At 71.5% G+C, this 23,118-nt stretch carries 22 protein-coding genes and 1 pseudogene; 16 read left to right on the forward strand and 7 right to left on the reverse strand.

Going from position 1 to position 23,118, the window contains the following annotated elements; genetic code table 11:
• Positions 1-33: 33 nt before the first annotated feature.
• The 10 genes and pseudogenes from BXY45_RS07960 (at position 34) to BXY45_RS08005 (ending at position 13,744) form a co-directional block, all read left to right on the forward strand.
• Complete coding sequence (locus tag BXY45_RS07960) at positions 34-2,523, forward strand: GcvT family protein (RefSeq protein ID WP_109773805.1); 2,490 nt, start codon at positions 34-36, stop codon at positions 2,521-2,523.
• Positions 2,520-3,911, forward strand: coding sequence for an L-serine ammonia-lyase (locus tag BXY45_RS07965; protein ID WP_109773806.1), 1,392 nt, complete (start codon positions 2,520-2,522; stop codon positions 3,909-3,911). The genes BXY45_RS07960 and BXY45_RS07965 overlap by 4 nt, the downstream gene beginning before the upstream one ends.
• 89 nt (positions 3,912-4,000) lie before the next feature.
• Positions 4,001-4,834: a formyltetrahydrofolate deformylase gene (gene purU, locus BXY45_RS07970; protein ID WP_211319372.1), complete on the forward strand. Its 834-nt coding sequence runs from the start codon at positions 4,001-4,003 to the stop codon at positions 4,832-4,834.
• 133 nt (positions 4,835-4,967) lie between these two features.
• Positions 4,968-5,150 (forward strand): hypothetical protein, encoded by a 183-nt coding sequence (locus tag BXY45_RS07975; RefSeq protein ID WP_109773808.1) that lies wholly within the window; start codon positions 4,968-4,970, stop codon positions 5,148-5,150.
• 182 nt (positions 5,151-5,332) lie between these two features.
• The gene (locus BXY45_RS07980; protein ID WP_109773809.1) at positions 5,333-6,064 is read left to right on the forward strand and encodes a cache domain-containing protein; all 732 of its coding nucleotides are present in this window, start codon (positions 5,333-5,335) and stop codon (positions 6,062-6,064) included.
• Complete coding sequence (locus BXY45_RS07985) at positions 6,061-6,882, forward strand: FadR/GntR family transcriptional regulator (RefSeq protein WP_109773810.1); 822 nt, start codon at positions 6,061-6,063, stop codon at positions 6,880-6,882. The genes BXY45_RS07980 and BXY45_RS07985 overlap by 4 nt, the downstream gene beginning before the upstream one ends.
• A 41-nt stretch (positions 6,883-6,923) precedes the next feature.
• Positions 6,924-8,655 (forward strand): annotated as a pseudogene (betA, locus tag BXY45_RS07990) (choline dehydrogenase).
• Between the two features lie 3 nt (positions 8,656-8,658).
• Complete coding sequence (locus tag BXY45_RS07995; protein ID WP_109773811.1) at positions 8,659-10,128, forward strand: aldehyde dehydrogenase family protein; 1,470 nt, start codon at positions 8,659-8,661, stop codon at positions 10,126-10,128.
• Positions 10,129-10,306: 178 nt separating this feature from the next.
• Positions 10,307-11,920 carry an APC family permease gene (locus BXY45_RS08000; protein WP_109773917.1) on the forward strand — a complete coding sequence of 538 codons (1,614 nt, stop codon included), beginning with the start codon at positions 10,307-10,309 and terminating at the stop codon, positions 11,918-11,920.
• Positions 11,921-12,103: 183 nt separating this feature from the next.
• The gene (locus BXY45_RS08005) at positions 12,104-13,744 is read left to right on the forward strand and encodes a BCCT family transporter (protein ID WP_109773812.1); all 1,641 of its coding nucleotides are present in this window, start codon (positions 12,104-12,106) and stop codon (positions 13,742-13,744) included.
• 89 nt (positions 13,745-13,833) lie between these two features.
• Here BXY45_RS08005 and BXY45_RS08010 read toward each other — a convergent pair whose 3' ends face one another.
• Positions 13,834-14,640, reverse strand: a complete 807-nt coding sequence (locus BXY45_RS08010) for an IclR family transcriptional regulator (RefSeq protein WP_211319350.1) — start codon at positions 14,638-14,640, stop codon at positions 13,834-13,836.
• Between the two features lie 279 nt (positions 14,641-14,919).
• Between BXY45_RS08010 and BXY45_RS08015 the strand changes: the two genes are divergently transcribed.
• Both BXY45_RS08015 and BXY45_RS08020 read left to right on the forward strand, forming a co-directional pair.
• Positions 14,920-16,236 (forward strand): aromatic ring-hydroxylating oxygenase subunit alpha, encoded by a 1,317-nt coding sequence (locus BXY45_RS08015; protein ID WP_109773813.1) that lies wholly within the window; start codon positions 14,920-14,922, stop codon positions 16,234-16,236.
• Entirely contained in the window at positions 16,233-17,453 is a 1,221-nt protein-coding gene (locus BXY45_RS08020) for an FAD-binding oxidoreductase (protein WP_109773814.1), read from the forward strand. The genes BXY45_RS08015 and BXY45_RS08020 overlap by 4 nt, the downstream gene beginning before the upstream one ends.
• A 104-nt stretch (positions 17,454-17,557) precedes the next feature.
• On the opposite strand, the gene BXY45_RS08025 is transcribed toward BXY45_RS08020, so the two are convergent.
• The 3 genes from BXY45_RS08025 to BXY45_RS08035 all read right to left on the reverse strand — a co-directional run bounded on the left by BXY45_RS08025 (position 17,558) and on the right by BXY45_RS08035 (position 18,235).
• Positions 17,558-17,788 (reverse strand): hypothetical protein, encoded by a 231-nt coding sequence (locus tag BXY45_RS08025; protein ID WP_170131376.1) that lies wholly within the window; start codon positions 17,786-17,788, stop codon positions 17,558-17,560.
• Between the two features lie 72 nt (positions 17,789-17,860).
• A complete protein-coding gene (locus BXY45_RS08030) occupies positions 17,861-18,052 on the reverse strand; it encodes a hypothetical protein (RefSeq protein ID WP_109773816.1) in 192 nt (63 codons plus the stop codon).
• Between the two features lie 3 nt (positions 18,053-18,055).
• Positions 18,056-18,235: a hypothetical protein gene (locus tag BXY45_RS08035; RefSeq protein WP_146211130.1), complete on the reverse strand. Its 180-nt coding sequence runs from the start codon at positions 18,233-18,235 to the stop codon at positions 18,056-18,058.
• Positions 18,236-18,397: 162 nt separating this feature from the next.
• On the opposite strand from BXY45_RS08035, the gene BXY45_RS08040 reads away from it, so the two are divergent.
• On the forward strand, positions 18,398-18,892 hold the full coding sequence (locus BXY45_RS08040; protein WP_109773818.1) for a pyridoxamine 5'-phosphate oxidase family protein: 495 nt from the start codon (positions 18,398-18,400) through the stop codon (positions 18,890-18,892).
• Between the two features lie 22 nt (positions 18,893-18,914).
• On the opposite strand, the gene BXY45_RS08045 is transcribed toward BXY45_RS08040, so the two are convergent.
• Entirely contained in the window at positions 18,915-19,388 is a 474-nt protein-coding gene (locus tag BXY45_RS08045) for an SRPBCC family protein (RefSeq protein ID WP_109773819.1), read from the reverse strand.
• A 147-nt stretch (positions 19,389-19,535) separates the two neighbouring features.
• On the reverse strand, positions 19,536-20,171 hold the full coding sequence (locus tag BXY45_RS08050; RefSeq protein WP_109773820.1) for a TetR/AcrR family transcriptional regulator: 636 nt from the start codon (positions 20,169-20,171) through the stop codon (positions 19,536-19,538).
• A gap of 105 nt (positions 20,172-20,276) precedes the next feature.
• Between BXY45_RS08050 and BXY45_RS08055 the strand changes: the two genes are divergently transcribed.
• Positions 20,277-21,836 (forward strand): MFS transporter, encoded by a 1,560-nt coding sequence (locus BXY45_RS08055; protein ID WP_109773821.1) that lies wholly within the window; start codon positions 20,277-20,279, stop codon positions 21,834-21,836.
• A gap of 22 nt (positions 21,837-21,858) precedes the next feature.
• Here the strand turns inward: BXY45_RS08055 and BXY45_RS23170 are convergent, their stop codons facing one another.
• Positions 21,859-22,146, reverse strand: a complete 288-nt coding sequence (locus BXY45_RS23170) for a hypothetical protein (RefSeq protein WP_170131377.1) — start codon at positions 22,144-22,146, stop codon at positions 21,859-21,861.
• A gap of 54 nt (positions 22,147-22,200) precedes the next feature.
• On the opposite strand from BXY45_RS23170, the gene BXY45_RS08065 reads away from it, so the two are divergent.
• Both BXY45_RS08065 and BXY45_RS08070 read left to right on the forward strand, forming a co-directional pair.
• Entirely contained in the window at positions 22,201-22,656 is a 456-nt protein-coding gene (locus BXY45_RS08065) for a hypothetical protein (RefSeq protein ID WP_211319352.1), read from the forward strand.
• Positions 22,657-22,765: 109 nt separating this feature from the next.
• Positions 22,766-23,104, forward strand: coding sequence for a hypothetical protein (locus BXY45_RS08070; protein ID WP_109773822.1), 339 nt, complete (start codon positions 22,766-22,768; stop codon positions 23,102-23,104).
• Positions 23,105-23,118 lie beyond the last annotated feature (14 nt).

The raw sequence follows: 23,118 nt of genomic DNA on the forward strand, positions 1-23,118 counted from the left end.
ACATCAGCTCCCGACAGCAGCCAGGAGACGGACATGACCCCCTCACCCCGCGTGGTGATCATTGGTGCCGGCATCGTCGGGGCGAACCTCGCCGACGAGCTGACCGAGCGCGGCTGGACCGACATCACCGTGCTCGACCAGGGACCCCTGCCCCTGGCAGGCGGCTCCACGTCGCACGCCCCCGGCCTGGTCTTCCAGACCAACTCCTCCCAGACCATGGCGCGCCTCGCGGCGTACACGGTGGAGAAGCTGAAGTCCCTCGACGTCGACGGTGCCTGGTGCTTCAACCAGGTCGGCGGGCTCGAGGTGGCCACCACCCCCGAGCGCCTCGCCGAGCTCGAGCGGCGTCGCGGCTGGACCCGTGCGTGGGGCATCAGCGACGCCCGGATCATCAGCCCGGCCGAGTGCGCCGCGCTGCACCCCCTGGTCGACCCCGAGCAGGTGCTCGGCGGCCTGCACGTGCCGAGCGACGGGCTGGCCAAGGCCCACCGTGCCGTCATCGCGCTGATGGCCCGCGCGTCCTCGCGGGGCGCGGTGTTCCGCGGTCGGACGGAGGTCCTCGGCGTCGAGCAGTCCGGCGGCAGGGTCACCGGGGTGACGACGTCGGACGGTGTGGTCCCCGCCGACGTCGTCGTCTCCTGCGCCGGGTTCTGGGGCCCGAAGGTCGGCGCGATGGTCGGCATGGACGTGCCGCTGCTGCCGCTGGCCCACCAGTACGCCAAGACCGGGCAGGTCCGCGAGCTCGTGGGCCGCAACTCCGAGCTGGCCGAGGCGAGCCTGCCGATCCTGCGCCACCAGGACGCCGACCTGTACTTCCGTGAGCACGGCGACCGGATCGGCATCGGCTCCTACGCCCACCGACCGATGCCGGTGCGCCTGGACGAGCTCGACTCCTCCGACTCCGCCGCCGGTGTGTCGGAGTCCTCGATGCCGTCGATGCTCCCGTTCACCGAGGAGGACTTCGCGCCGGCGTACGAGGACGCCCGGAAGCTGATCCCGGCGCTGGGCGACGTGAAGGTCGAGGAGGGCTTCAACGGCGTCTTCTCCTTCACCCCCGACGGCGGTTCGCTGGTGGGGGAGTCCAAGGAGGTCGCGGGGTTCTTCGTGGCCGAGGCGGTCTGGGTCACCCACTCCGCCGGTGTCGCGAAGGCGGTGGCGCAGCTCCTGGTCGACGGGCGCTCCGAGTACGACCTGCACGCCCTCGACGTCCACCGCTTCGAGGAGGTCCAGCTCGACGAGGCCTACGTCAGCGAGACCTCCCAGCAGAACTTCGTGGAGATCTACGACATCCTCCACCCGCTGCAGCCGAAGGAGTCTCCGCGCAACCTGCGTGTGAGCCCCTTCCACGCCCGCCAGGTGGAGCTCGGCGCGGTCTTCCTCGAGGCCGGTGGCTGGGAGCGCCCGCACTGGTACGAGGCCAACGCCCCGCTGGTGGAGCAGCTGCCCGCCGAGTGGGCCCCGCCGGCGCGTGACCCGTGGGCAGCGCAGTTCCACTCGCCGATCGCCGCCGCCGAGGCGTGGAAGACCCGCACGGCCGTTGCCATGTACGACATGACCGCCCTCAAGCGCATCGAGGTCTCCGGGCCGGGCGCGCTGGAGCTCCTCGAGCGCATGAGCACCGGCAAGATGGACAAGTCCGTCGGCGCGGTGACCTACACCCTGTGGCTCGACGAGGCCGGCGGCATCCGAAGCGACGTCACCGTGGCACGCCTGGGCGAGCAGCTCTTCCAGGTCGGCGCCAACGGCAACCAGGACGTCGTCCACCTGCTCGACGAGGTCCGCAAGGCCGGTCTGCAGGACACGGTCCAGGTGCGTGACACCACCGGGGAGACCTGCTGCATCGGCCTGTGGGGCCCGAACGCCCGCACGCTCGTGGAGCGACTGTCCACCGACGACTTCAGCAACGAGGGCCTGAAGTACTTCCGCGGCACTCGCGCCCGCATCGCTGGTGTGCCGGTCACGGCGCTGCGCCTGTCCTACGTCGGTGAGCTCGGCTGGGAGATCTACACCACCGCCGACAACGGCCAGCGCCTCTGGGATGCGCTGTTCTCCGCCGGCCAGGACCTCGGCGTCATCGCCGCGGGCCGGGCCGCGTTCAACAGCCTGCGCCTGGAGAAGGGCTACCGCTCCTGGGGCTCCGACATGACCACCGAGCACGACCCGTACGAGGCCGGCCTCGGCTTCGCGGTCCGCTCGGCTACGGGCACCTTCACCGGCAGCGAGGCCATCGCGGGCCGCAGCGAGGAGACCGTCTCCCGCAAGCTCGCGTGCCTCACCGTCGACGACGGCACCACCGTCGTCCTCGGTCACGAGCCGGTGGTCGTCGACGGCGAGCCGGTCGGCTACGTCACCAGCGCCGCCTTCGGCCACACCGTCGGCAAGCCCATCGCCTACGCCTGGTTGCCCGCCTCGGCCGCCGCGGTCGGCAGCAAGGTCGAGATCGAGTACTTCGGCAAGCCCGTCACCGCCACGGTGGCCGCCGAGCCGCTGGTCGACCCCGAGATGGCGCGGATCCGCCGGTGAGCCTGTCCGCGTTCGACCTGTTCAAGATCGGCATCGGGCCCTCCAGCTCCCACACGGTGGGCCCGATGAAGGCCGCCTGGACCTTCGTGGAGCGCCTGCGCTCCGAGGGGCTGCTCGAGGTTCCGCAGTCCGCCATCGCCCGCGTGCGCTGTGAGCTCTTCGGCTCCCTCGGCGCCACCGGGCACGGCCACGGCAGCGTGGGCGCCGTGGTGCTCGGCCTGTCGGGGGAGCAGCCCCACCTCGTCGACCCGGTGGCCGCCGCACCCCTGGTGCAGCGGGCCCGGGAGGAGGGGCTGATCCGTCTCGGCGGTGAGGGCGGCCCGGTGCTGCCCTTCTCCATCGACGACGACGTGGTGCTCCACCGCCGCAAGCGGCTGGATTTCCACACCAACGGCATGGTCTTCCAGGCCGTGGGCGCCGACGGGTCCCTGCTCGCCGAGCGGCACTACTACTCGGTGGGCGGCGGCTTCGTGCTCGACGAGGACGAGGCCGGCCAGCCGCAGCTCGTCCCCGACTCCACGCCGGTGGCCTACCCGTTCACCACGGGCGGAGAGCTGCTGGCCATCACGGAGCGGACGGGTCTGCGCATCAGCGACGTCATGATGGCCAACGAGCTGTCGTGGCGCACCGAGGCGCAGGTCCGCGAGGGCCTGCTGCACATCTGGTCGGTGATGCAGGAGTGCATCGCCCACGGCACCAAGACCACGGGCGTGCTCCCGGGTGGTCTCAAGGTGCGTCGCCGCGCGGCGGCCCTCAAGGCCCGCCTCGAGTCCGACGCCGACGAGCGCGACCCGCTGCGCGCCCTGGAGTGGGTCACCCTGTACGCCCTCGCCGTCAACGAGGAGAACGCCGCGGGCGGGCGCGTGGTCACGGCGCCCACCAACGGCGCCGCCGGGATCATCCCGGCAGTCCTGCACTACTACGAGCGGTTCGTGGAGGGTGCCGACGACGACGGCGTGGTGCGCTTCCTGCTCACTGCCGCCGCCATCGGCATGCTCTTCAAGCTCAACGCGTCGATCTCCGGCGCTGAGGTCGGCTGCCAGGGCGAGGTCGGCTCGGCCTGCTCGATGGCCGCCGCCGGCCTGGCCGAGGTCATCGGCGGGACGCCCGAGCAGGTCGAGAACGCCGCGGAGATCGGCATCGAGCACAACCTCGGGTTGACCTGCGACCCCGTCGGTGGCCTGGTGCAGATCCCCTGCATCGAGCGCAACGCCGTCGGCTCCGTCAAGGCCATCACCGCGGCACGCATGGCCGTGCGCGGCGACGGAGCGCACCACGTGTCGTTGGACAAGGCCATCAAGACGATGCGCGAGACCGGCGCGGACATGAAGGACAAGTACAAGGAGACCGCCCGAGGCGGTCTCGCGCTCAACATCGTCGAGTGCTGAGGAGGCACCCCGTGACCACGACCCAGACCGCGGCCCCCACGCAGACCGCGGCCGCAACACGCACCCCCGGCACCACCCGCACCGCCGTCCTGTCGCTGAGCTGTCCGCAGCAGCCCGGCATCGTCCACGCGGTGACGTCGTTCCTGTACCAGCAGGGCCACGACATCGTCGAGCACCAGCAGTTCGACGACGCCCTGTCCGGCAGGCTCTTCTCGCGCACCGCGTTCTCCAGCGTGGACGGCACCGTCGACGTGGCACAGCTCCAGGCGGCCTTCGCGCCCATCGCGCACAAGTACGGCATGGACGTCACCTTCAGCGGTGGCGAGCGCCAGCGGGTGCTCGTCATGGTCTCGAAGATGGGTCACTGCCTCAACGACCTCATCTTCCGCTGGCGCTCGGACACCCTCGGCGGTGACCTCGTGGCCGTGGTGTCCAACCACGAGGACCTGCGCCCCATGGCCGAGGCCGCCGGCCTGCCGTTCCACCACGTGCCGATCACGGCTGCGACCAAGCCGGAGGCCGAGGCGCGGCTGCTGGAGCTGGTGGCCGAGCACGAGGCCGACCTCGTGGTGCTCGCCCGCTACATGCAGGTGCTCTCCGACGACGCGTGCCGCAAGCTCCGCGGGCGCGCCATCAACATCCACCACTCCTTCCTGCCGGGCTTCAAGGGCGCCAAGCCGTACCACCAGGCCTTCGACCGGGGCGTGAAGCTCGTGGGCGCCACGGCGCACTACGTCACCCCCGACCTCGACGAGGGGCCGATCATCGAGCAGGAGGTCATCCGCATCGACCACACGCACGACCCGGCCTCGCTGGCCACGGTCGGGCGTGACGCGGAGGCCCTCGCGCTGTCGCGCGCGGTGAAGTGGCACTGCCAGCAGCGCGTGCAGCTCAACGGTCACCGCACCGTCGTCTTCCGCTGAGTCTCTGACAGCACCTCTCGACGAGCCCTCGCCCATCCGGGCGGGGGCTCGTCGGCGTTTCCGGGTTGGACGTCACCGACCCGGGGTCGCCTCGGTCCCCTCTTGCCACGATCAAGGACCTCAGCGCCACGACGTGCAGGGAGCCACGCCGCTGGCCTGGGCCGCTGGGGATGAGGACGACGACGAGGGGCTGGAGCGGTCGACGGGCCCCTGGCGCTGCGCGCACGCGGCAGGCGGGGGCAATGCCGTTGTGGCGCGCACGTCCTTGATCGTGGCGGAGGAGGACGGGCCGGAGGAGGGCGGGCCGGCGCGGTGAGGGAGCCGTGATGAGGCCTTGACCGCCAGGAGACGCGCGTGAAACATTCGGATTCGAAACTTCGAAGTAGAAGTTCTGAAGCTGCTGGAGCAGCCGACGCCCTCGATCCCGCGGTCTTGATGACTGCATCGACGGCGCCATCCCCGACGTCCCCTGTCATCGACAGCCCACCGGAGGTGTGCATGGACCGCGCTGAGGTCACCGACCTGCTGCGGCGCACGGGCGAGGAGCTCGGCAGCGCCGTCGACGCGGCCTTCGACGCCGTCGAGCTCGTCCGGGACCGCGCAGCCCAGGTGCTGACCACCGGCAGGGGAGCGCCCTCGACGTCGTCCTTCTCTGCTCTTCACCCGCTGTTCCAGCAGGTGCTTGCTCCCGAGCCCAATCCGCTGGAGGGCATCGGTGTCGCCGTGTGCACGGGCGTGCTCGCCGACGCCGACCGCTGGATGGAGTGGTGGCGCCGCGGGCCGTCGGGCCGGGCCGCGTTCGCCAAGTACGTGCTCGACCCCAGCGCACTGGGCTTCTACGACTATCAGTCCCGCCCGTGGTTCCGCGCCCCGCTGGAGGTGGGCGGCCAGGTGGTGGTGGGTCCGTACCTCGATGCGGGGGGCTGCGACGTGTACACCACCACCCTCGTCGAGCCGCTGCTGCTGGCCGAGGGCAAGGAGGTCGTCGTCGGGGGAGACCTCGACATGGCGTGGCTGGAGGCGACCTTCCTGCGGGCGGTGGGCCGGCGCTCGCCGGCGCTGGCCCTCGTGGCCAGCAACGACCGGGTGGTGGTGTCCAACACGGCGCTGCTGACCTCCGGCTCGCGGATGCCGCAGCAGCTCAAGGACGACGTGCAGGTCGAGGTGGCGGTGCCGTCCGCCGTGCCCGGCCTCTCTTCCTGGCGCCTCGTGGCCCTGGAGCAGCGGTGAGCAGCGACACCCTCCTTCCCGCACCGCTGGGTCTGGTCACCGGTCTCGTCCCGAGCGCTCCCGCCGCTCCCGGGGGCGCTGGTGGCGGCGCCGGTGGTGCTGGTGGTCGGGCCGAGCAGGTGGCCGCCCAGCTGGAGACGGCTGTCTGCGTGGGGCTGCTCAGCGCCGGGACGCGCCTGCCTCCCGAGCGCGAGCTCGCCGAGCAGCTGGGCGTCACCGTGCTCCAGCTGCGTCAGGCGCTGGCCATCCTGCGCGAGCGCGGCATCATCACCACCCGCCGCGGCAACGGCGGCGGGAGCTTCGTCGCCGACGCCTCCGCCGTCTCCCGGGAGGAGGTCGCCGCGCGCCTGCGCGGCCTCAGCACCGAGTGGCTGCGCGACCTCGGCGACCTGTCCGGCAGCATCACCGCCTCGGCGTGCCGACTGGCAGCCGAACGGGCCGATGCGACCGACATCGACAGGCTGCGCGAGCTCGCCACGGCCTTCGTCTCGGCCGCCAGCCTGGAGCAGCTGCGCCTCGCCGACAGTCGCCTGCACATCGCCATCGCCGGGGCCGCCCAGTCGCGCCGGCTCACCGCGGCGAGCGTGCAGGTGCGCGGAGAGGTCTCCCCGCTGCTGTGGCACGCCGTCGACGGCGAACTCCCCACGGCGGCCGCCGTCGAGCACCACACCGCCATCGTCGAGGCCATCGCCCGTGGCGACGCCGACGCCGCGCGCCGCGCGGGTCTGCTCCACAGCGAGCAGGAGACCCGGCACGTCATCGAAGCCCACCTCGCCGAGGTCCTCACCGAGGCGACCAGCTCCCCCCATCAGCACTGACCGTTCAGCACTGATCATCAGCAACCACTCCGGAGGCATCCGTGGCCAAGCACTACGACTACGTCATCGTCGGAGGAGGGTCGGCCGGCTGCGCGCTGGCCAACCGCCTCAGCGCCGACCCCTCCACCTCCGTGCTCGTGCTGGAAGCGGGCCGCAGCGACTTCTCGATCGACCCGCTGGTCCACATGCCGGCGGCGCTGCCGTTCCCCATCGGCAACCGCTTCTACGACTGGAAGTACTCCAGCGAGCCGGAGCCCCACATGGGCGGGCGTCGCGTCTACCACGCCCGCGGCAAGGTGCTCGGAGGCTCCAGCAGCATCAACGGGATGATCTTCCAGCGGGGCAACCCGCTGGACTACGAGCGGTGGGCCGCCGACCCGGGCATGGAGACCTGGGACTACGCCCACGTGCTCCCCTACTTCAAGCGCATGGAGAACTGCCTGGCCGGCGCGGACGCCTGGCGCGGCGGCTCGGGCCCGCTGGAGCTGGAGCGCGGCCCGGCCAACTCACCCCTGTTCGGCGCGTTCTTCGAGGCCGTGCAGCAGGCCGGGCACCCCCTCACCGACGACGTCAACGGCTACCGCCAGGAGGGCTTCGCGCCCTTCGACAGGAACGTGCGCCACGGCAAGCGCCTCAGCGCAGCCCGCGCCTACCTGCACCCGGTGATGGACCGCAAGAACCTCACGGTCCACACGCTCTCGACGGTGACCGGCATCCGCATGCAGGGCACGCGCGCCGTGGGCGTCGACTACCTGCGGGGCGGCAAGCTGAAGCGCACCGCGATGGCCGGGGAGGTCGTGCTGTGCGGCGGCGCGTTCGGGTCGCCCCAGCTGCTGCAGCTCGCGGGCATCGGTGATGCCTCCGACCTCGCCGCGGTGGGCGTCCGCAGCGTCGTCGACCTGCCCGGGGTCGGCCAGAACCTGCAGGACCACCTCGAGGTCTACGTCCAGTACGCGTGCAAGCAGCCCGTCTCGCTCGGCCCGTGGCTCAGCAAGACCCGCGCGCCCCGCATCGGCGCCGAGTGGCTGTTCTTCAAGTCCGGCGTGGGCGCGTCCAACCACTTCGAGGCGGGCGGGTTTCATCCGCAGCAACGACCGCGTCGACTACCCCAACCTCATGTTCCACTTCCTGCCCGTCGCGGTGCGCTACGACGGGTCCAAGCCGGCCTCGGTGCACGGCTACCAGGTGCACATCGGCCCGATGTACTCCGACGTCCGAGGCAGCCTGAAGATCAAGAGCAAGGACCCGCTGGAGCACCCGGCCATCCGGTTCAACTACCTGTCCACCGATAACGACCGCCGCGAGTGGATCGAGATGGTCCGCGCCGCCCGCACCATCCTCGAGCAGCCGGCGTTTGCGGCCTTCAGCGACGGCGAGATCTCGCCCGGACCGTCGGTGGAGACCGACCAGGAGATCCTCGACTGGGTCGCGAAGGACGCCGAGACGGCGCTGCACCCCTCGTGCACGGCCAAGATGGGCACCGGTCCGGACAGCGTGGTCGACCCGCTGACCATGAAGGTGCACGGGACCGAGGGCCTGCGGGTGGTGGACGCCTCGGCGATGCCGTACGTCACCAACGGCAACATCTACGCGCCGATCATGATGATGGCCGAGAAGGCCGCTGACCTCATCGCCGGCAATACCCCGCTGCCGCCCCTCCACGTGCCCTTCTACCGCTACCGCGACGGCATGCCCCTCTACCCCGAGGGCGACCCGCGCAACGCGACTCCCACCGCCCAGCCCACCGCCCTGCAGACGGCGCTGGAGGTCTGAGCCGTGCCGGACCTGTTCATCGACGGTTCCTGGCGGGCCTCGGGCGACGGCGGGACGCGCGACGTCATCGACCCCTTCACCGGCCAGGCGTTCACAGCGGTCGACGAGGCCACCGCTGACGACGCGGCCGCGGCGGTCGCGGCGGCGCGACGCGCCTTCGACGACGGCGCCTGGCCGTCCACCCCCGTGGACGACAGGTCGAAGATCCTGCGGCGCACCGCCGAGCTGCTCGAGCGCGACAAGGAGGAGATCGCGCACACCGAGACCCTCGACACCGGCAAGACCCTCGCGGAGAGCCGGATCGACGTCGACGACGTCGCGGCGGTGTTCCGCTACTACGCCGACGAGGTGCTGGTCGACGTCGACAGGACGGTCGACGTCGGCCGCGACGACGTCGTCTCCCGCGTCGTCCACGCTCCCGTCGGGGTCTGCTCGCTCATCGCCCCCTGGAACTACCCGCTCCTGCAGATCGCGTGGAAGGTGGCCCCAGCGCTCGGCGCGGGCTGCACGACCGTGCTCAAGCCCAGCGAGGTGACGCCGCTGAGCACCGTGCACCTGGTCCGCCTGCTCGCGGAGGCGGGCGTGCCGGACGGCGTCGTCAACCTCGTGCTGGGCGGTGGCCCCACGGTCGGTCCGGCGCTCACCGAGCACGACGACGTCGACCTGGTCTCCTTCACCGGCGGCCTGGCCACCGGCCAGCGCATCCTGCGGGCAGGGGCGGAGTCGGTTAAGCGCGTCACGGTGGAGCTCGGCGGTAAGAACCCGCACGTCGTGTTCGCCGACGCCGACCTCGCCACGGCCGTCGACCTCGTGCTCACCGGCGCGTTCCTGCACTCCGGGCAGGTGTGCTCCGCCGGCACCCGGCTCATCGTCGAGGAGTCGATCGCCGACGAGCTGGTGGCCGGAGTAGTCGAGCGGGCTCGCCGCATCCGCCTGGGCAGCGGGCTGGACCCCTCGAGCGAGTCCGGTCCGCTGGTCTCGGCCGCTCACCGCGAGAAGGTCGAGGGCTACGTAGCGCTCGGGCTGGCCGAGGGCGCCCGGCTGCTCACCGGCGGGAAGCGCCCGGCGGCCGAGCACCTGCAGACGGGCTTCTTCTACGAGCCCACCGTCTTCGACGGCTGCGACAGGTCGATGCGGATCGTCCAGGAGGAGACCTTCGGGCCGATCCTCACCGTCGAGCGCTTCCGCACCGAGGCCGAGGCCGTCGCGCTCGCCAACGACACCGCGTACGGCCTGGCCGGCGGGGTTCAGACCGCCGACGTCGCCCGCGGCGAGCGCGTTGCCGCAGCCCTGCGTCACGGCACCGTGTGGATCAACGACTTCGGCCCCTACGTCCCCCAGGCCGAGTGGGGCGGGTGGGGTCGGTCCGGCAACGGCCGCGAGCTCGGCCCCGAGGGCCTGGCCGAGTACCGCCAGAGCAAGCACGTCTGGCGGAACGCCGCCCCGAAGCCCGCCGACTGGTTCACCGGCTGACCGGGCTCCGCCGCAAGCGCTCCATCCAGCACCACCAGCCACCCAGCAGCCGCGCCGGACCACGCACCACCGGCGCCGACGGACCGAGGAGGTCCCGGTGAGCACCACACGAGGAGAAAGCACCACCGCCAGCCCGATCAGCATCAGCACGAGCCCCAGCTCAGGTCCGGGCATCAGCATCAGCACCAGTTCCCCGGCGGGCTCGAGTTCCAGCTCTGACAGTGCAAACAGTGCTAACAGTCACGGGCTCGACGAGTACGGCTATGCCCCCAAGCTCGAGCGCAGCATCGGCTCCTTCGCGAGCTTCGCCGCGGGCGTCAGCTACATCTCGATCCTCACGGGCACGTTCCAGCTCTTCTACTTCGGCTACGGCACGGCCGGGCCCGCCTACCTGTGGTCATGGCCGATGGTCTTCGTGGGCCAGCTGCTCGTGGCGCTTGTCTTTGCCGAGCTCTCCAGCCGCTTCGCGGTGGCGGGGTCGCTCTACAACTGGACCAAGCAGCTCGCCTCGCCGACGGTCGCGTGGGTCGCCGGGTGGACGATGCTCATCGCCTCGATCGTCACGCTGTCCGCGGTGGTGCTGGCCTTCCAGCTGACGCTGCCGCAACTGTGGTCGGGCTTCCAGTTCGTCGGGTCCGCTGACGACCCGGTCGACTACGCCCTCAACGCCGTCATCCTCGGTGGGGTCGTCATCGTCTTCACCACCGTGGTCAACGCCTTCGGCGTCAAGCTCATGAGCCGCATCAACTCCGCGGGCGTCTTCATCGAGCTCATCGCCGCCGTCGCGATCATCATCCTGCTGGCGCTGCACGTGAAGCGCGGGCCAGGCGTCGTCCTGGAGACCCGCGGCATCGGCGTCGACCACCCGGGCGGTTACTTCGGCGCCTTCCTCGTGGCGGCGCTGGCGTCCGGGTACGTCATGTACGGGTTCGACACCGCCAGCTCCCTCGGCGAGGAGACCAAGGACCCGCGTCGCACGGCGCCGCGGGCGGTGCTGCGCGCCGTCGTCGCCTCGTTCGTGCTGGGCGGGCTCATCCTGCTGCTCGCACTCATGTCGGCGCCGGACCTCGACGACCCGCTCATCGGCGACGCCTCCGGCGGCCTGCAGCACCTCGTGCTCACCACGGTGGGCGGCGGTTTCGGCGTGCCGTTCCTCGCGTGCGTCGTCGTCGCCGTCCTGGTCTGCTCCCTGGCCGTGCACACCGCCACCGTGCGGATGGCCTTCGCCATGGCCCGCGACAACAACCTGCCGTTCGCCGAGCAGCTGGCGCACATCAGCCCCCGCTTCAAGACGCCCGTGGTGCCGGCCGTGGTGGTCGGGGTGCTCGCGCTGGTGGTGCTGGTGGTCAACGTGGGTCAGCCCCAGATCTTCACGGTCATCACCAGCCTGGCGGTCGGCATGATCTACCTCGCCTACCTCGTGGTCACGGTGTCGCTGCTGGTGGCCCGACTGCGCGGGACGTGGCCGAGGCCCCTCCCCGACGGCACCCGCGCGCCGTTCTCCCTGGGCCGCTGGGGCCTGCCGGTCAACGTGCTGGCGGTCCTCTGGGGTGTGGCGATGATGACCAACCTGCTGTGGCCGCGTCGCGAGGTCTACAACGCCTCCGAGCCGTACCACTGGTACCTGCAGTACGGCGCGGTGCTCTTCATCGTGGTGGTCGTCGGAGGCGGCGCCCTGTACTACCGGGCGCGGCTGCGGCACCGCTCGGGTGTGCTCGCGAGCCACGCGAGCCACGCGAGCCACGCGAGCCACGCGAGCCACGCAGAGGGCAGCGTGCCCGGGAAGGGCTGAGCCGGTACCGAGCCAGGGGGAGCGGGCGCGTCGCGTGCTTCAGGCACTTGACGGGCAACTGATGCATCAGTGATTCTGTTACATCTAGATCACACGCGGCAGAGTTGCCCGTGCCGCTTCTAGGGTGCACGTGCCCGCTCCACCTGGACCAGGCCCGCGGGCCTGACGTGAGAGGACCACACCATGTCGCTCGATCACGGAGCTCCTCCGCTCGAACACCGCAAGCTGCCCATCGACAAGCCCGTGTTGACCATCTCGGCCGTGGTGGTGGTAGCGCTGTGTGCCGTCGGCATCGCCGTGCCGGACCAGCTGGCCAAGACCAGCGGTGACGCGCTCAGCTGGATCACCACCAATCTCGGGTGGGCCTTCGCCGTGAGCGCCACCGGTTTCGTGGTGCTCGCCCTGGTGCTGGCCTTCGGCCGCACCGGCCGCATCCGGCTGGGCCGAGACGACGAGCGCCCGGCGTTCAGCCGCGCCTCCTGGATCGCCATGATGTTCTCCGCAGGCATGGGCATCGGCCTCATGTTCTATGGCGTCACCGAGCCCGTCACCCACCTCATGACGCCGCCGGAGGGCGGCGTCGAGCCGGGCACGCCCGCGGCCGCCGACCAGGCGATGCAGTACACGCTGTTCCACTGGGGCCTGCACCCGTGGGCCATCTACGCCGTGGTCGGTCTCGCGCTCGCCTACTCCAGCTACCGCAAGGGCCGTCCCGGAGGGTTCTCCGCGGCGTTCGCCCCGCTGCTGCGCGGCCCCCGTGGCCGCGGCGCCGCCAAGGCCATCGACGTGCTGGCCATCTTCGCCACCGTCTTCGGGTCCGCCGTCAGCCTCGGTCTCGGTGCTGCCCAGATGAACGGCGGCCTGTCTCACGTGTTCGGCGTGGCCTCGGGCACCGGCGTCCAGATCACGATCATCGTCGTCCTGACCCTGTGCTTCATCATCAGCGCCGTCAGCGGCATCGAGAAGGGCGTGAAGATTCTGTCCAACACCAACATGGTGCTGGCCGGGCTGCTCCTGCTCTTCCTCTTCGTCGTCGGTCCGACGGTCTTCATCCTCGACATGGCCCCCAACGCCGCCGGCAACTACCTCACGGCCCTGCCGCACATGTCGCTGCGCACTGGTGTCTTCGGTGGCCAGGAGTGGCTGTCCGGCTGGACGATCTTCTACTGGGCGTGGTGGATGTCCTGGACGCCCTTCGTGGGCGCGTTCCTCGCCAAGATCTCCCGCGGTCGCACCATTCGCGAGTTCGTCATCGGCGTCATGCTCATCCCGACCCTCGTGAGCCTCATCTGGTTCTCGGTCTTCGGTGGCACTGCCATCAACGCCCAGCTGACCGGTGCTCTCGACCTGGAAGGCATCTCCGACCAGACCACCCAGATGTTCAACCTCCTGGCACTGTTCCCCTGGTCGGGCTTCACGTCGCTGCTCGTGGTGGCCCTCGTGGCGATCTTCTTCGTGTCGGGTGCCGACGCCGCGAGCATCGTCATGGCGTCGCTGTCGAGCCACGGTGACGACGAGCCCCGCCGCTGGCTGACGGCCGCCTGGGGAGCCCTCACCGGCCTGGTGGCTATCGTGCTGCTCCAGGCCGGCGGCCTGCAGGCGTTGCAGAACCTCACGATCATCGCGGCGACGCCGTTCCTCGTGGTGATGGTGCTGCTGTGCTGGGCCCTCCTGAAGGACCTCAAGGGTGACCGCGCCCCCGTCACCGGCCAGTTCCCGGCCGTGCCGCCGGCGGCGGGTCGGCGGAACGGTGCGGCGCCCCAGGCGACCGCGCCTCGCTCGGTGCAGCTACCCGAGACGGAGAAGGTCGGCGTCGCCGACTGATCTCCTCGGGGCGAGAGCCGCGGGACGAGCGTCCAGCGTGTGGCGATGTGGTGCGGGCCGGCTGGGCCGGGGGTCTGACGACCTCCGGCTCAGCCGGGTTTCACCGCTCCCAGGCGCCAGGAGGCGCGCGCCGCCGTCTCGAGCAGCCGATCGGCAATGACCGGCAGCGCCTCGGCCGTCATGCGGTAGGTGGGGCCACCGACCGTGAGCGCTGCCACGGCGCTGCCGTCGGCGCCCCGCACGGGTGCGCCGACCACCACGAGCCCCGCCTCGTGCTCCTCCTGCGCCACGGCCCACCCGCGGGCGCGGACCTGCTCGAGGTCCGCGGACAGGGCCGCGAGGTCGACGAGGGTGTGCTCCGTGAACCGCTCCAGTCCGATGTCGCACAGGTCGGCCACCTGCTGCGCCGGCCACTCGGCGAGGAACACCTTGCCGGCGGCCGTGGCGTGCAGCGGGCCGCGGCGCCCGACGTAGTCCGTGCTCGCGACGATGGCGCTTCCGGTCGCCTGATCGACCGTGGTGATCTGCGCGCCGTCACTGACCACGAGGTTCACCGTGTCGCCGACCTCGGCGGCCAGCTGTGCGCACAACGGCCGGCACAGTACGGCGACGTCGTGGGCGCCCGCCGCGCCCGCCGCGAGCTGTCCCGCGGAGGGACCCAGGCGGTAGCGGCCGCGGTCGCCGTCCTGCTGGACCAGGCCTCGCGCCTCCAGGGTCGCGAGCAGGCGGAAGGCGGTCGCCTTGTGGATCCGCACGCCGGCGGCCAGGTCGGTGAGGCCGGACGGGCCGTGAGCCGCGAGGGCCTGGAGCAGGGAGACGGCCCTGTCGACCGACTGCACCGTGGCCTCCCGCGGGCCGCTCCCAGGCGCGCCGCCACCGCCGTCGTCGTTCCGCATCCCGGAACAGTAGGGCCGGGTGGGCGTGTCGGGGAGAGGCCCGCCGATGACTCGCCGTGGATCGCGCGTCACCCTCTTGACAGCCACTCTGGGGGGGGCGAAAGATCTGCCGGACCACAGAGCGAAACAGTTTCACTGAACGAAACTCGCGCGGCAAGGGTGCTGCGATGAGACCCGGACCACATCAGCACTGCCCCTGAGTCACCAGTACCACCTGATCCGCGCCAGTCAGCTCCGCAGCTCCACACCCTGAAGAATCCGGTCTCGAAGGGACGTCCCATGACCACCCAGCTCACGCCGCCGACCTCCGCGAGCGCCCCGGTCTCCCCGGCCGACAGCGCCCCCGCCCTTGGTGCCAGTGCCGCCGAGCTCGTGGCGCGCCGTCGCAAGGGCTACAGCCTCGAGGGTGGCTTCTACACCAGTCCCGAGATCTACGACCTCGACATCGACGTCATCTTCAGCAAGAACTGGATCTTCGTGGCGACTGCGGCCGAGATCCCCGAGGCCGGTGACTTCGTCACCGTCGACATCGGCAAGGCCTCGGTCATCGTGGTCCGCGACGACGACGACGAGATCGCCGCCTTCCACAACGTCTGCCGCCACCGCGGGTCCCGCCTGCTGGAGGACAAGGGCTTCGTGGGCAACATCGTGTGCCCCTACCACCGCTGGACCTACGCGCTCGACGGTTCGCTGCTGCACGCCGAGTCGCAGCCGCCGACGTTCGACAAGACCTGCTTCTCCCTGCGCAAGGTCCACGTGCGCAACCTCGCGGGCCTGGTCTTCATCTGCCTCGCGCAGGACGCCCCGGAGGACTTCGACGAGGTCGCCAAGATCGTCGAGCCGCACCTGCTGCCGTACCAGCTCGACAAGGCCAAGGTGGCTCGCCAGGTCGACCTGCCCGAGGCCGGCAACTGGAAGCTGGTCATGGAGAACAACCGCGAGTGCTACCACTGCGACGGGCACCCGGAGCTCATCAGCGCCTACTTCCCGATCTTCGCCTACGACGCAGAGGACATCACCCCGCGGCTCAAGCCCCTCTACGACCGCTACACCGCAGCCGCCGAGGCGCTGGAAGAAAAGCGCAAGGAGCAGGGCACCCCCCTGCAGGACCACATGCAGCTCGACACCCGCGTGGTCGGCTTCCAGCTCTCCCACCTGCCGCTGGACGGCGAGGGCAAGTCGTTCGCGGCGAACGGTGCCGCGGTCTGCTCCAAGCTCATCGGAGAGGTCAAGGACGCCGCCTTCGGCGACCTGTCGCTGCACATGCAGCCCAACAGCTGGTTCCACTTCCTCGGTGACCACGCGGTGGTCTTCTCGGTCATGCCGACCTCGCCGACCACCAGCGTGCTGCGCACCACGTGGCTGGTGCACCCGGACGCGGAGGAGGGCGTGGACTACGACCTCGAGTCCCTGTGCACCGTGTGGAACGCCACCAACGACCAGGACCGCGTGCTGGTGACCAACACCCAGATCGGCTGCAGCGACCCGAGCTACGTGCCCGGTCCGTACTCGATGGTGGAGGACCAGGTCGAGGGCTTCGTCAACTGGTACGTCACGCGCCTGCGCGAGCACCTGGGTGTGGAGGCCAGCGCATGAGCTCCGCCACCGTCGCCGAGACGCGCTCTCCTCATCACCAGGCCCACTGTCCGCCGCACCCCGCCGGACTGGCCACCTGGGGAGACGCCGAAGACGAGTCACTGCTGGTGTGCCAGGCGGTGCTCGACGTCACCCACGACGTCAAGACCTTCACCTTCGCCTCGCCGGACGCGCACCTGTTCCACTTCGAGCCGGGGCAGTTCATCACCCTGCGCCTCGACATCGACGGCACCGAGGTGCTGCGCTCCTACACCGTCTCCTCCCCGCCGACGCGCCCGCACACCCTGTCCATCACGGTGAAGCGCAAGCCCGGCGGCGTCGTCTCCCCGTGGCTGCACGACACCGTGCGTCCGGGCACCGCGCTGCGGGTGCAGCCCCCGCTGGGCGTGTTCTCCACCAGCCGCCACCCCGCGGACAAGTACCTGTTCCTGTCCGCCGGCAGCGGCATCACCCCGCTGATGTCGATGACGCGCACCCTGGCCGACCTCGGCCGCGACGCCGACGTCGTCTTCGTGCACAGCGCCCGCACCCCGGCGGACATCATCTTCCGCAAGGAGCTTGAGGCCCTCGAGGCGCTGCACCCGTGGCTGCGGGTGCAGCATGTGGTGGCCAGCGCCGGTGACGAACCGAGCTGGTCGGGGCTCACCGGTCAGCTCGACGGCCCGATGCTCACTGCGGCGGTACCCGACTACGCCGAGCGCGAGGTCTTCGTCTGCGGCCCCCCGCCGTACATGGAGGCCGTCCGCGCCGCGCTGCTCGCCGCCGGGCTCCCGGAGGCGAAGTACCACCAGGAGACGTTCAGCTTCGAGCGGCTCGACCTGGCCGACGCGCCGTCGTCGTCCTCAGAGGGGGCGAACGGGGAGCTCTCCCTGGACGCCACCGAGGTCGAGCGGGTGGCCGACGCCTCCGCTGACTCCGCCGGCGCGGCCGACGGTGCCTCCGCGGACACCGAGACGGGGTTCGCCGTGGCGTTCACCCGCAGCGGGTGCACCATCCGCTGCGGGCGCGACGAGACGATCCTCGAGGCGGCGTTCCGCGCGGGCCTCACCCCGCCGTCCTCGTGCAGCGAGGGTGTGTGCGGCACCTGCAAGACGACCCTCGTGGACGGCGAGGTCGACATGCAGCACCAGGGCGGCATCCGCCCGCGCGAGATCAAGATGGGCAAGGTGCTGCTCTGCTGCTCCAAGCCCCTGTCCGACGTCTCCGTCGAGGCCTGACCCCCTCGCACGTCTTCTCGCACTTTCCGCGGCATGTGCGGCTCCCCGGCACCGGGTGGCGCACGTGCCGCGGAAAGTGCGGCAGGGGGAGGGGAGTGACGGGTTCAGCGGTCGGTGACGAGCTTGAGGACGGCGAAGGCGCCGACGCCGATGAGTACCGGCCACAACCACGGGGCGCGTCGACGGCCGCCCGCGTCGCGTCCGAACTCGCCGCGGCGGCTCCGCACGACGAGGTTGACGACGATCACGGCCAGCACCGCGACCGGTACGGCGGCGAGCAGCAGGGTGGGGACGCCTTCGGGTACGGGAAACATCCCGCCATCGTCTCCGAGCACGTCAGCAGGGTCGAGCCGGCGAATCCCCACCCGGCCCGGCAGCCAGCACGAAGAGCGACCTGTCGTCAGCCGTCAGCCGTCAGCTCCGTAGTCCGAGCCGGCAGGTGGTCCCGCGGTGTCGCCCCCGAGGGTGCGGTCGGCGTCGGCGGCGCCGTGTCCCACCGCGAGGCGCACCACCCAGTAGAGCCCGAACAGCACGAGCGCCGCGAGCACGAGTGGCGCAGCGAACCCGACGAGCAGCAGGGCGGGGTTGTCGAAGAGCACCGGTCACACCCCGTTCGTCGGAGGGGCGCCCGACCCCGGCGGGAGCTGCCGGCGGCGCGCGTCGAGCAGGCCGTGCCGCACGGCCATGCGGACCGTCCAGTACAGCCCCGTGAGCACGAGCGCCCAGAACAGCAGCGGGACGAACGCAAGGAAGCCCCACTCCGGGAAGCCGACACCGAACATGCGATCACGGTAGGCCCCGTACTTCCGCAGCGGAACGCTCCACGCCGGGCCGTTCAGCGCACGCTGCGGGGGCCGTGACTGGTCGCCGCCCTTCAATTCGACGCAGCGCAGCGTGGTCGTGCTGATCAGGGTGGAGCATCATCGGCGGGGTAGGGAGCGGTCATGAACCTCGACGACGACGGTGCCCAGACGGCCAAGCTCTCCGAGCTCATCGCCGACGAACGGCAGGCGATGTTCACCACCACCGCCCCCGACGGCACGCTCATCAGCCGACCGATGGCCGTGCAGCAGGCGGAGTTCGGTGGTGACCTGTGGTTCTTCGCCGAGGCCGGCTCCCGCAAGGTGGAGCACCTCACCCGCGACCCGCAGGTCAACGTCACCTTCTCCGGTGACGACAGCTGGGTCTCCCTCACCGGCCGGGCGTCCGTGGTCCGCGACCTCACCAAGAAGCGCGAGCTGTGGAACCCGGTGGTGGAGGCGTGGTTCCCGGACGGGAAGGACGACGACGGGATCGTCCTCCTCCACGTCGATGGCGACTCCGCGGAGTTCTGGGACAGCCCCGGCGGTCGCCTCGCAACGGCGCTGAGCTTCGCCAAGGCCAAGCTCACCGGACAGCCGTACTCCGGCGGCGACAACGCGAAGCTGACGCTGCCCTGAGTGCAGGGGGTCGATGGGAGAGTCAGGTGCGCTGCGCGAGGGCTGCGAGCCTGTCGATGGAGGCGAGCAGCTGCTCCCGGCCGGTGGCGCGGGCCCGGGGGAGCCGCTGCGGGTCGGTGAGCTGCGACCAGTCGTAGCTGTGCGTGACGCGCGTGAGCGAGGGCCCCAGCGGCTCCAGCTCCCACCGCCACAGGTGCCCCGGCGGTTCGGCGCCCGGCTCGGAAGGGTTCCAGGCGATGCGCCGTCCTTCGCTGAACTCGACGACGTGGTTCTCGCGGACGCTGCCCTTGGTGAGGGTGGTCCGGAAGACCTGGCCGACCGCCGTGACGCGCTGTCCGGGCGCCGCCTGGGCGAGGTTGTCGTTGCCGTCCCAGCGGGGCTGCTGGGCGGGGTCGGCGATGAGCTCGAAGAGCGTCGCCGCGTCGGCCGCGACGTCCCGGCTGGCGCTGACCACGCGCGGGCCGTCCGGGGAGGGGGCGACGTCGGGGGTGCTCACGGTGGCATCGAACCACCTGCGGTGGCGGCCTTCCTCGGTGTGATGGTGGCGATGCGCATCAGCAGGTGTGCAGAACGTCCATGATCACGCTGGATTGCGCTTCGGAAGTCCATGATCACGGCGGGAAAGGGTGGCGGACGCCCATGATCACGGACGGGGTGGGCGGCGGGTGAGGTCCAGGATGGCCTGGAGCACGCGGTCCTTGTCATCGACGAGGGGGGCGTCGCCGTAGAGCGGTGCCATGCAGATGCCGTCGGCCGCGGCGATCGCCAGTGTCGCCACCAGGGGGTCGAGGCCGTCGGTGAGTAGTCGCTCGCGCCACCGCTCCGCGTCGGCCTGCATCATCGCGGCTACGGCCGGGTCGGTCTGCAGGTGCACGAGCAGCGTGGTGGCGCGGCGCGTGCGCTCGGCGTCGGCCGCTGCCGCCAAGGTCGCCCGGACGTAGGCGCGCGTCAGCCGGCCGGGCGTGCGCGCCCCGCCGTCGTCGTCAGTCCCGTCGTCAGTCCCGTCGTCAGCCCCGTCATCAGAGCCGTCGATGCCGTCCTCGGCGGCCAGGGCCGCCTCGACGTCGCGGGTGAAGTCGTCCAGGAGCTGCTGCGCCACGGCATGCAGGAGCGCCTCTTTGCTGCCGAAGTGGTAGAGCAGCCCGCCCTTGGTCACCTGGGCGCGGGAGGCGATCTCCTCCAGGCCCGCGCTGCCGCCGCGCTCGGCGACCACCTCGGCGGCGGCGCGCAACACCTGCTGCTGCGTCTGTCCGGAGGTCCTGCCGGTGGTGCGCCCCATGGGGTCACTGTGCCCTTCCGTGGGCGCGTCCGGTTGACAGCTCCCCGACGTCGACAGTTACTGTACTGACCAGTCAGTGCAGTTTCTTGATGGAGGATGACGACGATGGCTACGCCGGCGCTCGACGCGCACCAGGCACAGCCCACCCAGCACCCGACCGCGCAGACGCAGGTCGCGCAGGGCGCCGCGGGCTGGCGCGAGTGGGGCGGACTGGGTGTGCTCGTGCTCGCCGTCGTCCTGCTCGCTGTCGACGCCACCGTGCTGGCGCTCGCCGTCCCCGCCCTGACGGCGGACCTGCGCGCCACGTCCACCCAGGTGCTGTGGATCGGCGACGTCTACTCCCTGGCGCTCGCGGGCCTGCTCGTCACCATGGGCAACCTGGCCGACAGGGTCGGCCGCAAGCGCCTGCTGCTCGTGGGCACCGCGGCGTTCGGTGGGGCCTCGCTGCTCGCGGCGTTCTCGCCCACGCCCGAGGCGCTCATCGCGGCCCGGCTGTTGCTGGGTGTGGCCGGCTCCACGCTCATGCCGTCCACGCTGTCGCTGATCCGCAGCATCTTCACCGCGCCGAAGCAGCGCACCCTCGCCATCGCCCTCTGGTCGGCCGGTGCCTCCGGTGGTGCCGCGCTCGGTCCGCTGGTCGGCGGGGCGCTGCTCGAGCACTTCTGGTGGGGCGCGGTGTTCCTCATCAACGTGCCGGTGGTCGCCGTGCTGCTCGTCGCCGGTGCGTGGCTGCTGCCGGAGTCGAAGAACCCCACCCCGGGCCCGATCGACTTGCGCTCGGTGGCGCTCTCGCTGGTCGGCCTGGTGGCCGCCGTGTACGCCATCAAGCACCTCGCCCACGAGGGGCCGGACGCCGTGGTGCTGCTCTCCGCCGCCATCGGCGTGTTCGGTCTGGTGGCGTTCGTGCGCCGTCAGCGCCAGCTGGCGCACCCGCTCATCGACGTGGAGCTGTTCCGCAACCGGGCCTTCTCCGGTGCGGTGGCCGTGAACTTCGCCTCGGTGTTCCCGCTGATGGGGCTGCTGTTCTTCTTCTCGCAGTACCTGCAGCTGGCGCGCGGTTCCAGCCCGCTGCAGGCGGGGCTGCAGGAGACCCCGCTCATGCTCTCCGCGATCGGCGCCGTCGCCGTCATCGGCGTGGTGCTGCCGAGGCTCGGTGCCGGGCGCACCGCGGCGGTCGGGCTGCTCGCGGCCTCACTCGGGCTGGTGCTCCTCGCGCTGGCCGAGGGTGCGTCGAGCTACCTGTGGCTTGCGCTCACCCTCGTGCCGATCGGCCTGGGCGTGGGGCTCAGCCAGACCGTGGCCGTCGACGCCGTCGTCAGTGCCGTGCCGTCCGACCGCGCCGGCGCCGCCTCCTCGATCTCCGAGACGGCGTACGAGCTGGCGGCCGCCCTCGGCATCGCCGTGCTCGGTTCGCTGCTGGGCATCGTCTACCGCGTGGGGCTCGAACTGCCCGTGGGTACCGATGCTGCTGTCGCTGCCGCCGCGGGTGACTCCCTGGCCGGTGCCCGCGCCGCGGGTGCCGAGGGCGCCGTGTTCGAGGCGGCGCGTGAGGCCTTCGTCCACGCCATGCAGGTGACATCGCTGAGCGCCGCTGCGCTCACTGCCGTGGCCGCGGTCATCGCGTGGCGGATGATCCCGGCGCGCCTCAGCGGGGCGGGTCACTGATTCCGCGCCGGGTCTGTGCTGGTCAGCGCCGGCCAGCACCGGCTGCTCGGCGGCGTCCCAGCGCGTAGCCGAGCAGCCCGGTCGCGGCGGCCAGCACCACGGCCGCCACCACCACGGCGACGGCCTCGCCCCGCCCCACCACCACGAGCGGACTGCCGTCGCCTCCGAACACGTCCATCTGAGGGTCCGGTGTGTACGCGGACCAGCCGAACCCCGCTGGTGGGCCGGCGACCAGCGCCCGGGTCACCAGCCCGCCCAGCACGACGAGGGCGACGACGACGGCGACGGTCAGGACCCGGATGCTGCGCACGCGCCGATCATGCTCCCGATGGGGCCCTGGTGGCGGGCGGGCGAGGATGACCGCGTGGAGACCTCGGGCCAGCGCGACGGCGGCGACGGCCGCGACGAGGCGTGGGTGGCGCGGCGGCGCGACGCTGCGGCCGCCCAAGCCGACCGGCTCGCCCGCGCGGAGGCCGCCGAGACCGAGACCGCTCGGGGGCAGGTCCGGGAGTTCGTGGAGCGGGCGCGCGCCGCGGGGCTTCCCACCGAGGAGCTACGCGTGGTCGACGCCGCCGGCACCCGGTACCGCACGGGCGTGCAGGGCTGGGTGCTGCGCCGCGACGGCCGCGCCGGGGTGGGGGAGGACGGCGCGTTCTACCTGCTCGCGGTGCCACTCACCGGCGCGGAGCGCCTCGTGGCACGCCTGCGCGGGGTGCGCATCTCGCCCAGCGATCCGCCGCTCGTGTGGGGTCGTGGAGGGCGCGACGGAGACTCCATCGCCCTGGTCGAGCTGCTGGAACGGCGCCTGACGGAAGGGTGACGCTGCGTGGTGACAGGAAGATCACAGCCGCGTCACGGCTCCCTTCCCGCCGCGGCGTGTTGCCCCGAGTTGCCCCAAGTGATCACGCAGTGCGATCTATGGTCTTCCGGTGACCCGCTCCGACCGCCCCCTCCGCACGCCGCGCCTCCCGCGCCTCCGCCGTGCTCGCGGCGAGGTCTCTCCGGACGCCGCACCCCCCATGCTCGCCCCCGCGCCGGGGCGCCCGAAGGCTCCCGGGAGCCGGGGTGCGCACGCCCTCGACGTCGTGCAGCAGCCCATGCCCGGCCACCTCTACCTGGACCCTGACGTGCCGGCCGACGAGGTCATCGACCTGCGGTGCGGCAGCTGGAGCGGACGCGCCAGCCACGTCTGGACCGGCGTGGGATGGGCGCGGCTCGTGCCCGGGCCGATCGCCGTCGTCCCCACGGCCCGCCCCAAGGTCGGCTGAGCTTTCCCGGGCAG

The organism is Quadrisphaera granulorum (assembly GCF_003149145.1).
GTDB lineage: Bacteria > Actinomycetota > Actinomycetes > Actinomycetales > Quadrisphaeraceae > Quadrisphaera > Quadrisphaera granulorum.

What these genes read in the sequence shown, in the direction of transcription:
- BXY45_RS08035 (WP_146211130.1), bottom strand. Translation starts at nt 18,235, where the DNA reads ATGTTCGGTGTCGGCTTCCCGGAGTGGGGCTTCCTTGCGTTCGTCCCG.
- BXY45_RS08010 (WP_211319350.1), bottom strand. Translation starts at nt 14,640, where the DNA reads ATGCGGAACGACGACGGCGGTGGCGGCGCGCCTGGGAGCGGCCCGCGG.
- BXY45_RS07960 (WP_109773805.1), top strand. Translation starts at nt 34, where the DNA reads ATGACCCCCTCACCCCGCGTGGTGATCATTGGTGCCGGCATCGTCGGG.
- BXY45_RS08005 (WP_109773812.1), top strand. Translation starts at nt 12,104, where the DNA reads ATGTCGCTCGATCACGGAGCTCCTCCGCTCGAACACCGCAAGCTGCCC.
- BXY45_RS08020 (WP_109773814.1), top strand. Translation starts at nt 16,233, where the DNA reads ATGAGCTCCGCCACCGTCGCCGAGACGCGCTCTCCTCATCACCAGGCC.
- BXY45_RS08055 (WP_109773821.1), top strand. Translation starts at nt 20,277, where the DNA reads ATGGCTACGCCGGCGCTCGACGCGCACCAGGCACAGCCCACCCAGCAC.
- BXY45_RS08040 (WP_109773818.1), top strand. Translation starts at nt 18,398, where the DNA reads ATGAACCTCGACGACGACGGTGCCCAGACGGCCAAGCTCTCCGAGCTC.
- BXY45_RS08050 (WP_109773820.1), bottom strand. Translation starts at nt 20,171, where the DNA reads ATGGGGCGCACCACCGGCAGGACCTCCGGACAGACGCAGCAGCAGGTG.
- BXY45_RS08015 (WP_109773813.1), top strand. Translation starts at nt 14,920, where the DNA reads ATGACCACCCAGCTCACGCCGCCGACCTCCGCGAGCGCCCCGGTCTCC.
- BXY45_RS07980 (WP_109773809.1), top strand. Translation starts at nt 5,333, where the DNA reads ATGGACCGCGCTGAGGTCACCGACCTGCTGCGGCGCACGGGCGAGGAG.